Annotated in this window: 8 protein-coding genes and 1 pseudogene; 6 read left to right on the top strand and 3 right to left on the bottom strand. The window is 28.7% G+C overall.

Annotated features, from left to right (window positions below):
* Positions 1–131 precede the first annotated feature (131 nt).
* From BP769_RS04485 to BP769_RS04465, 5 genes are all read left to right on the top strand, one after another.
* Positions 132–911 (top strand): uroporphyrinogen-III synthase, encoded by a 780-nt coding sequence (locus BP769_RS04485; protein ID WP_413862173.1) that lies wholly within the window; start codon positions 132–134, stop codon positions 909–911.
* 17 nt (positions 912–928) lie between these two features.
* Complete coding sequence (locus BP769_RS04480) at positions 929–1,996, top strand: glycosyltransferase family 2 protein (protein WP_413862171.1); 1,068 nt, start codon at positions 929–931, stop codon at positions 1,994–1,996.
* Between the two features lie 65 nt (positions 1,997–2,061).
* A complete protein-coding gene (locus tag BP769_RS04475) occupies positions 2,062–2,355 on the top strand; it encodes a signal recognition particle subunit SRP19/SEC65 family protein (RefSeq protein ID WP_413862169.1) in 294 nt (97 codons plus the stop codon).
* A gap of 22 nt (positions 2,356–2,377) precedes the next feature.
* Positions 2,378–3,799 (top strand): single-stranded-DNA-specific exonuclease RecJ, encoded by a 1,422-nt coding sequence (gene recJ, locus BP769_RS04470; protein ID WP_413862167.1) that lies wholly within the window; start codon positions 2,378–2,380, stop codon positions 3,797–3,799.
* A 40-nt stretch (positions 3,800–3,839) separates the two neighbouring features.
* Positions 3,840–4,649, top strand: coding sequence for a winged helix-turn-helix transcriptional regulator (locus BP769_RS04465; RefSeq protein ID WP_413826133.1), 810 nt, complete (start codon positions 3,840–3,842; stop codon positions 4,647–4,649).
* 99 nt (positions 4,650–4,748) lie between these two features.
* Here BP769_RS04465 and BP769_RS04460 read toward each other — a convergent pair whose 3' ends face one another.
* From BP769_RS04460 to cas4, 3 genes and pseudogenes are all read right to left on the bottom strand, one after another.
* Complete coding sequence (locus BP769_RS04460; protein WP_409197851.1) at positions 4,749–6,035, bottom strand: DEAD/DEAH box helicase; 1,287 nt, start codon at positions 6,033–6,035, stop codon at positions 4,749–4,751.
* A gap of 241 nt (positions 6,036–6,276) precedes the next feature.
* Positions 6,277–7,914, bottom strand: a complete 1,638-nt coding sequence (locus BP769_RS04455; protein ID WP_413862165.1) for a hypothetical protein — start codon at positions 7,912–7,914, stop codon at positions 6,277–6,279.
* Positions 7,914–8,580, bottom strand: a pseudogene (gene cas4 / locus BP769_RS04450) (CRISPR-associated protein Cas4). Before cas4 ends, BP769_RS04455 begins: the two are co-directional and overlap by 1 nt.
* 214 nt (positions 8,581–8,794) lie before the next feature.
* Here cas4 and BP769_RS04445 point away from each other — a divergent pair.
* The gene (locus BP769_RS04445; protein WP_413862163.1) at positions 8,795–9,166 is read left to right on the top strand and encodes a hypothetical protein; all 372 of its coding nucleotides are present in this window, start codon (positions 8,795–8,797) and stop codon (positions 9,164–9,166) included.
* The last annotated feature ends 59 nt before the right edge of the window (positions 9,167–9,225 follow it).

Below are 9,225 nucleotides of genomic sequence, written 5' to 3'. Positions count from 1 at the left end.
TAGTGTTTGTATTTTAGGTTTTAGAACTTTAGATGATGAAGATAAAGCTTTAGTTCATGACATTATTAAATAAATATTATGAAAAATAAAGAATATTATTAATTAAAAGATTTTTGTGAGGTTATTATTTTATGGATAAAAATAATTCAAAGAAAGTTGTTGCTATTACTCGTCCATTGAATCGTGTAAGTGAAGCTGTTAAAATTGTTGAAGCTAATGGTGCAATTGCTTTAGTTGTTCCTACTCTTGAGCTTTGTTTATTAAATACTCCTTCTTTAAAAAAGTTAATGATTGATGCAAGTGATTTGGATTGGTTGATTTTTACTTCTGCAACTAGTATTGATAGTATTTTTAATTTTTATCCTGATTTTTTAGATAATTTAAATAGTAAGTGTAAGATTGCAGTTATTGGCCATAAAACTGCTGAGGTTGCTATTGAAAATCAGCTACCTGTTGATATTATTCCTGAGGATTATACTGCTGAGGGTTTACTTGAATGTTTTAGTACTATGGATATGAATGGTTTGAATGTTGGTATTCCTCGGACTTTCAGTGCTCGTAAGATTTTACCTAATGAATTAAAGAATATGGGTGCTAATGTATTGCTTGCAGAAAGTTATAAAAGTGTTATTCCAGAGGATACTGGTAAGATTGAAGTTTTAATTAGTAAGATTTTGAATGATGAAGTTGATGCTATTACTTTTACTAGTCCTTTAACTGTTAAGAATTTATTTAATGTTGCATCAGATTCTGAGAAAGTTGAACTTGCTTCTAAGATGAGTAGTAGTGTTTTAACTGTTTGTATCGGTCCTATTACTTATAAGATTCTTGATGATTTTAATGTGGATTGTATTTATCCTGATACTTATACTGTTAAGGATATGATGGAATTATTATTCCAAAAATTATAAAAAAAGGTTATTTTGTAATGAGTTTTAATTATAAGATTAGTATTGTGATGCCTGTTTTTAATGCAAGTAAAGATTTGAGTTTTGCATTGGATTCTATTTTAAATCAAACCATGAATTTAAGTGATATTGAAGTTATTATGGTCGATGATTATAGTACGGATAATAGTTTAAGTATTATCAAGGAATACTGTAGAGTATATTCTAATTTTAAGGTTATTGAACTTAAAGAGAATATTGGTGCTGCTTATGGTCCACGTAATATTGGTTTAAAACATGTTACTGGAGAATATGTAATGTTTTTAGATTCTGATGATAGATTCCATGAAAAGGCATGTGAAACATTATATAATACCGCAAATAGTAATGATGTGGATATTGCATTTGCAAGGTATCGTAGAATTTATCCAGAAGAAAAACTTATTTTAAAATCATACTCCCCCTATACGGATAATATTAATGAGTATGAGGATGATTTAGTTGATGGTGTTAATTTAACTGGGATTATTGGTTTTTTTTGGAGACATTTTTTTAGTCGTTTAATTTATGGTAAATTAAAGAATTTAAATAGTGATAAAATTTTTATTAAAAACATCAAGAATCATCCTGAACTTTTTAAGATTTTACCTAGTATTTGGACTAAAATTTATAGGACTAGTTTTATTAGAAAAAATAATTTAGAGTTTCCACCATTTATTTCTGGTGAAGATTTGAATTTTGTTGTTAAAAGTTTCTTTTTAACTGATAGTATTGTGTTTTTAAATGAAACAATTATTCATGATTATTACATGAGAAACACAGATAATGATAAGTCTATTACTAAGAATATTAATTATTCTCTTGTTTATGATTCTCTTGATAGTTATTATCATTGTAATGAGATTTGTAGAGATTTTAAATTTAGTAAGAGTAATGTTATTCTTAATCCTTTCTTACTTAATTGGATAAGTTTATATAAACAATCAGATTTAAGTAAAAGTGAAAAAAAGGAATTGTATAAAATCGTTAATAATATGAGTAAATTTTATAAGAATGGTTTTATTTCTCGTTGTTTAATCTTTTTTATTAAGTTATTATTAAAAACTTAAATATTTTAGTTTAAATAAAATATAATTAAATAATTTATTATAATTAAGGTGGAGTGAATGTTTTTATGTCAACAATGATTTGGCCAATTTATATAGATCGTAATAAAAGTCGTGGTGAAGGTCGTAAAGTTTCACTGGATAATGGTGTAGCTGGTCCTAAGCTTAAAGAGGTTTATCAGGCTGCTAAGAATTTGAAGTTTAATCCTGAGATGGAAGCGGATGCTTCTTATCCTGGTGAGTGGTATAATAATAGTGGTAGGGTTTTTGTTGAAACTCCTATTCCTAAGAAGAATATACTTATTGCTATTAGTGAAGAGATTAAGGTTTTACGTAATCGTAAACAAAACAAAAAAAGATAAAATTTATTTTTGAAAGATTTTTATGGATAATATGAGTTTACCTGCAGGGATGCATGAGAAGTATGAGGAAGCTAAAAGGTTAATTCTTGAATCTGATAGTATTCAGGTTTATAGTCATATTGATTGTGATGGTATGTGTGCTGGTGCTATTATCAGTACTTTACTTGATAGGTTAGGTAAGAAACATGACTTGGATTTTGTTAACTTAGATAAGTTGGAGGATTTGAGTATTGATCATGATTTAACTATTTTTAGTGATCTTGGTAGTGGTCAACCAGTTGATAAAAATGCAAAGGAAGATTCTAAGATTCTTATTCTTGATCATCACCCTCCACTTAGAAGTATAGATTATAATGATGGTGTGGATTATACTTATTTAGAAGTTAATCCTATGTTTTATGGTATTGATGGTTCCGATAATGTTTCAGGTGGAGGTTTATCTTATTTTCTAGCTAGAACTTTTGATTATAAAGATTTGAGTTGGATTGGGGTTTTAAGTGCTGTTGGTGATATGCAGAATAGTAAAACTGGTAAGCTTGTAGGGTTAAATAGGATTATACTTAAGGATAGTGTTGATTCAGGTTATGTGAAGTGTAATAGTGATTTGTGTTTGTATGGTCGTGAGACTCGTCCTTTATTTGTAGCTATGGCTTATTTTAGTGATGTGAATTTACCTATTACTAATAATCGTAATGAAGCTATTGCTGTTTTAGATGAATTAGGTATTCCTCATAAAACTGATGATGGTAGACAACGTACACTTTGTGATTTAAGTAATATGGAGAAGGGTGAGTTGTTTAGTGAGTTGGTTCGTATGATGAGTAAGGTGGTTCCTGAGCGTTATGTGAAGTATATTCCTAAACTTGTTTCTGCTGATAGTTATGATTTCTTGTATGAAGATAATCATACTTTCCTTCGGGATGCTAGTGAGTTTTCTACTGCTATGAATGCTTGTGGTCGTAATCAGGAGTATGGTGTTGCATGTGAAATCTTGAAAGGTAATCGTAGTGATGCACTTGATGCACTTGAAGTTGTATCAAAAACTCATAAAATGAACTTACGTCAAAGTATTGAAAAAGTCACCAAAGAAAATAAGATAGTTGAGATGGAAAACCTACAATACTTTAACGGTTCTGGTATTAAAAGTGAGATAGTAGGTACAGTTGCTGGGATGATTTTAAGTTATGGTAACTGGAGAAAACCAATGATAGGATTTACACAAATTAGCAAAGATAATCAAGATTGGAAAGTAAGTCTTAGATGTTCTAGGTTACTTGCTTATGATGGAATACACTTTGGAAACATCATTCGTGAAGTGTCTCAAAGTCTTGGTGGAAATGGTGGAGGACACAGTGTAGCTTGTGGAGCATACATCCCTTATGATAAAAAGGATGAATTCTTAAATTTATTTAATCAAAAACTTGAAGGAAAATTAGATGTATAAAAAAAATAATATTTTATTTTATTAAGGAGGTTAATGTTTTATGAAGATTTTTAAAAAAAGAGGAGAAATGACTCATTTTCAAATTTTAAGTGAAATAAGTAAAAATGAGCCTAATCTTAAACAAAAAGATTTAGCAGAACGCTTAGGAATAACTATTCAAGCAGTATCAGAAAATCTTAAAACATTAATCGAAGAAGGTTATGTATCCTCTGAGGATGGTCGTTCCCCTTATACTATAACACAGAAAGGTATATCTAAAGTTAAAAAAGATGCAATAGCTCTACGTAAATATAGTGATGAAACATTAGAAATAATGAATTATTATAAGTCCATATGGCCTGCAATAGCAACAGAACCTATAAAAAAAGGAGATAAAGTAGGATTATATATGGATAATGGTTTATTATATGCAAATCATGAAAAACATGACGCACAAGCTGAAGCAATAAGTGATGCAGAATCAGGTTTTGATGTAGCATTAAACCAATTAACTGGTCTTATAAATGTAGAATTAGGTCAAGTTTTAATTATTGCACTTCCAACTATTAAACAAGGCGGATCCAAGAAGGCCAATTTTAAATTAATTGATGAAATTTATAATGAAACTTATACTGAGTGGGGTCTTAAAAGTTTAGATAAAATTGCTGTAGTTGGAACTATCAGCCATGTAGTAGCTAAACAATTAGGCATTCCTGTAGATATTGAATTTGCAGCTTCTCAATCTTGTGTAAGTTGCAGTAGAAAAGGTTTAAACACCCTACTTTTAACTGTTGGTAATATGAGTAAAAATATTGTTAAAACATTAGAAGATAATGATGTTAAATACAATATTGTTGATGCTAAATTATAAAAAAAAGATTATGTATAAAAAGGTTTAAAAAATTTTAATTATAAACCTTTAAAATTATTTTTATTTTCTAAATATTTTAAAAGCAAAAGAAAAATTTTTTTATTCTTTTGCGAATTTAAGTAATGCTGCTGCAATGTCTATTGAATTATAGTCTTCTTCGATTAATTCTTCAATAGTATGAATATATTTATCTAAGTTTTCTTCTTCTATTGTTTCTTTGATTTGATCTATTAAAAGATTGGTTTTCATTATTTCCATATCTTTATAGGATGGAGCTTTTTGTTGTTTTATCTTGGTTTTAGTGTATCTTTGAATATCTCTTAGTTTATATATTTCTTTTCCAGCAACAAAGGTAAATGCATATCCTGCTTTTCCTGCTCTTCCTGTTCTTCCTATACGATGTACGTAGTATTCATTATCATTTGGTACATCATAGTTGAATACTGCTTCTACGTTAGGTACATCTATTCCTCTTGCTGCTACATCTGTTGCTACAAGTATTTCGATTCTACCATTACGGAATTGACCCATTACTCTGTCACGATGGGATTGTTTCATGTCCCCATGTATTCCTTCAACACTGTATCCTCTACTTTTTAAGTCTCTGACTAATCTGTCTACTCTTTTTTTAGTGTTACAGAATATTAAGGATAAGTCAAGGTCATATACATCTAATAATCTTGATAATGTTTCGAGTTTGTTTTTTTCTCTTACTTCAAAGTAGAATTGATCTATTTCTGGTACGGTTAATTCATGTTGTGCTACTTTTAAATGTTCTGGGTTTCGTTGGTATTTTTTAGTTAATTTTTTTATTGCCTTTGGGAATGTTGCACTGAAAAGAAGTGTTTGTCTTTTTTTAGGAGTGTATCGAAGGATTGTTTCTATATCTTCACGAAAACCCATATCTAACATTTCATCTGCTTCATCTAATACTACAGTTTCTATTCCTGAGAGATCTAATGTTTTTCTTCTTATATGATCCATTATTCTTCCAGGTGTACCTATAATTATATGCACTCCTTTTTTAAGTACCCTTATTTGTCTTCCTATTGGTTGTCCACCATATACGGGTAATATATGTAATTTTTCCATACATTGAGATAGTTTTCCAAGTTCTGTTGCTACTTGTATACTTAATTCCCTAGTAGGACAAATTATTATTGCTTGTGGTGATTTATCTGGTATGTAAATTTTTTCAAGTACGGGTATTCCAAATGCTACAGTTTTACCTGTACCTGTTTGGGATTGTCCCACTACATCTCTACCATTTAATGCTTCTGGTATTGCTAAAGATTGTATTGGACTTGGTTCTTCAAATCCCATCTTTTTTACTGCTCTTTTCAAATTGTCATTCATTTCGAAATCGTTAAAATCTGTTATTGCCATAAAAATCTGTTTTCCTTATATTATTTAAGTTTGTTCTTTAAAAAAATTATGTTTTAAATTAAAAAATAGTTTAAATTATTATCTTGTAAAAATAAGTTTTTTAATAATAAAATTTTTATAAATAATAAAAAATAAGTTTTAATAAAATTCTCATCATTTTTTATATAATAATATTATATTGTTTTATATTATATTTAAATTAGTTGGATAAAAAAAGGGAAAGGAAGACTAATAAAAATTTCTAGATTATTGTTGGAAGTATGTATACTATTATTATTGTTCCTTTTTCTGTTTTTATTTCTCTTATATTAGTTGTTACTTCTAATTTGTCTTCTTGTAATAATTTGTTTGTTTCTTTTTCCACTAATTCTAAATGTTTGGGGTTGTAGTTTTGTGTTGGTTTGATGTGTCCATTTTTTTCTATTCCATATATTATTGCATATTTTAATAGTTTATCTTTTTTTATGGATTTTTTCACATGTTTTTTTATGATTTTTGCAAATTCTTGTGGTTTGGTGTTTATTGCATCTTGGGATTCATATTTAACATACTTGTTTTTTTCTAATTTTTTATTTTCAAATTCTTTTTCTAAATTGGTTTTAGTAATTTGTGTTTGTAAAATTGTAAATAGTGTTTCTAGGTTATGGTTTTTTAGGTTTTCATTTAGGTATGTTAAGTAGTAGTCTTTTAGGATTGTTTGATTTTCGGGGTTTATTTTTTGTATTAATTTTATTAAGTATTTTGTTGTGTCCTTAAATTCTGGATCTATTTTTATTTGGTTGTAAATTTTTAGATTTCCAATTTCAAGGGGTGTTGAGGATTTTGCTTCTCCTACATGGATTAAGTTTAAGTTTTTCTCTGTAAATATTGATTCATAGATTTGTCCTAAGAATGCAGGATTTGGTTTGATTCCTGGATATTTACTTGTTGTAAATGTTAAGGTGTATTTGTTATGATTTTTTGTGTGTATACGGTTTTCTTTACTGATTTTGTTTTTGTAAATATATTTTTCATCTTCAATGTAGGTTTTACTGGTTTTATTGTGAGTGTAATTGTCTAGTGTTGGTGTTATAGGTATTAAGGTGTTGTAGAATTCTGTGTGTTTGTTTAGTTCTTGTGTTTCATCAATGTAATATTGGTAGAATTCATTGAATGTTAAGTTTTTACCGTAGAGGTTGATTTTGTTTATTATCCCTGTTTGTGTTCCTATTTGGATAGTTGCATCGGATTTTATGTTTTCTTCTAAGATCATGTTTTTGATTTCATTATTTTCAAGGGGTAAGTGTAGTGGGTATTGGAAGTTTTCAAGTTTTATTTGAAGTATTATGTCACTTATGTTGGACCATTTGAGGTTTTCTAAGTGTATTCCCCAAAATTTGGCATGCCCTTTACTCCATTTTCTGTTTTTTTCATAAGCTGAGAATAGTATTCGGTTGTTTATGGTTTTTATTATTCCTGCACGAAAGATGGAATCATAATCTAAGAGGTTTTCTGTTTGCTTAGTATGGTATAAGATTATTAAATCTTTATATAAGATTAAGCATACATTGTATTTGGATTGTTTGCTACTGGAGTTTAAGGATTCGCGGAATGTGTTTAGTAAGTCGTTTACGTCACGAGGGTATGGTTGTGGGTATGTGTTTTTTAGGTTACTTATCCATGTTTTTATTGAGGTATTGTTTGGTGTGATGTTTATAAATGGTATGTTCTCTCCTAGTGTGTGTTCTGTTAATTTTTTTAGGAATTCTTTCAATTCATTATCAAGTTTTAAAACTGTTTTTGTGGGGTTGTCTTCTTGTGTTTCCTCATATTTGGCAGGTTTACTGTATAATAAGACTTGTTCTACGTTGTTGTTTTCTTTTTCTATTAGTGTATTCATTATACTTTTTCTCCCTTTGATGAGTATTGGCATTGTGTGTTGAATCTGCAGCTTTTGCATTTGTTTGGATTTTTTGTGTGCATGAATGGTTTTTCAGCGTTTAGTAGGCTGTGCATTCTTTTTATGGTTTGTTCTATATTGTATTGGTTGGTTTCATCGAAGTTTTCTTTGTAGAATATGTTTGGTGTTCCTCTTTGTCTTAGTGCTCCTATGATGGGTCTTGGATCTTTTGTTGTGTCTTTGAATGCTAGGCAGTATGCTCGTATTTGATCTATTTGTGATTTGTATGCACGTTTTCCTGGTTTATCATCGATTATGACTATGTTTTCTGGTGTCATCCATATTTCATCTATGAATCCTCTTATTCCATANNTTTTCTTCATGACTTATTTCTATTGTTTCTTCGAGTGTTGCTGGTGTTGCGTGTGCTTTGAAGTTGTCTTCTAATTTTTGATGTTCTTGTGTTCCTTTTTTCATGGATTTTGTGTCTGGAGCTGTGACTCCTTTTAGGTGTTCTAGGTATAATTGGTATTCGCAGTATCCTAGTTTGTTTAACCAGCTTATTGAGAAGTTGTTTATTCCATCGTATACTTTTAAACCTTTGACTTTGGGATGTTTTGTAAGGTTTATGTTTGAATTGTAATTGTTTATTGATTTGTTTTTCATGAAAATTTTTGTCCTATAATGTCTTAACAATTATGGTTTTAGATAATTATATTTATTAAAAAGTTACATATAATTTTTTATAAAGAACCCTAATATTTTTTTTGGAAAAAAATTTATAAATTAAGTTTATAAAAATCTTTTTTTAAGGGTGTAAAATTTTTTTTTAGTGAGATAAAAAAACAGGATATAAATCTTTTAATAAAGTAGTAGGAGCTTGTGGGATAAGATAATGGTTATTAAAGATGATGAGGAAGTGGAGTTTAATTTATTTCAACAATTTTATTTAGAGGATAAATTGGATGATGAGATTAAGCAATTTACTATTACCTCAGAGGATATATTGGATAAGTATAAGAGTGGTAGTTTAAGTGAGGGTGATGTGTTAAGTGTTCCTTTTAGTTTTGATAAGGTGGATGAGTCTAGTTTTATTAAGATTAATAGTATTAGTGAGGATAGGATTCATTTATCTTATTGTCATGTTAATCATATGCTTGAGCAGGAACGTAAACATGAGAGTGAAATTGAACAGTTTAAAAGGTTAGGGTATCCTAATGAGTTACATAAAGGTTATATCTTAATTGTGTGAAATGATGAAATTATATTTTATAAAATATTTTATTTATTATAGTGAAATGGTAATATGAG

It is taken from the genome of Methanobrevibacter sp. UBA417, assembly GCF_002508845.1.
Taxonomy (GTDB): domain Archaea; phylum Methanobacteriota; class Methanobacteria; order Methanobacteriales; family Methanobacteriaceae; genus Methanobrevibacter_A; species Methanobrevibacter_A acididurans.
This window is presented reverse-complemented; position numbering and strand designations above follow the sequence as displayed.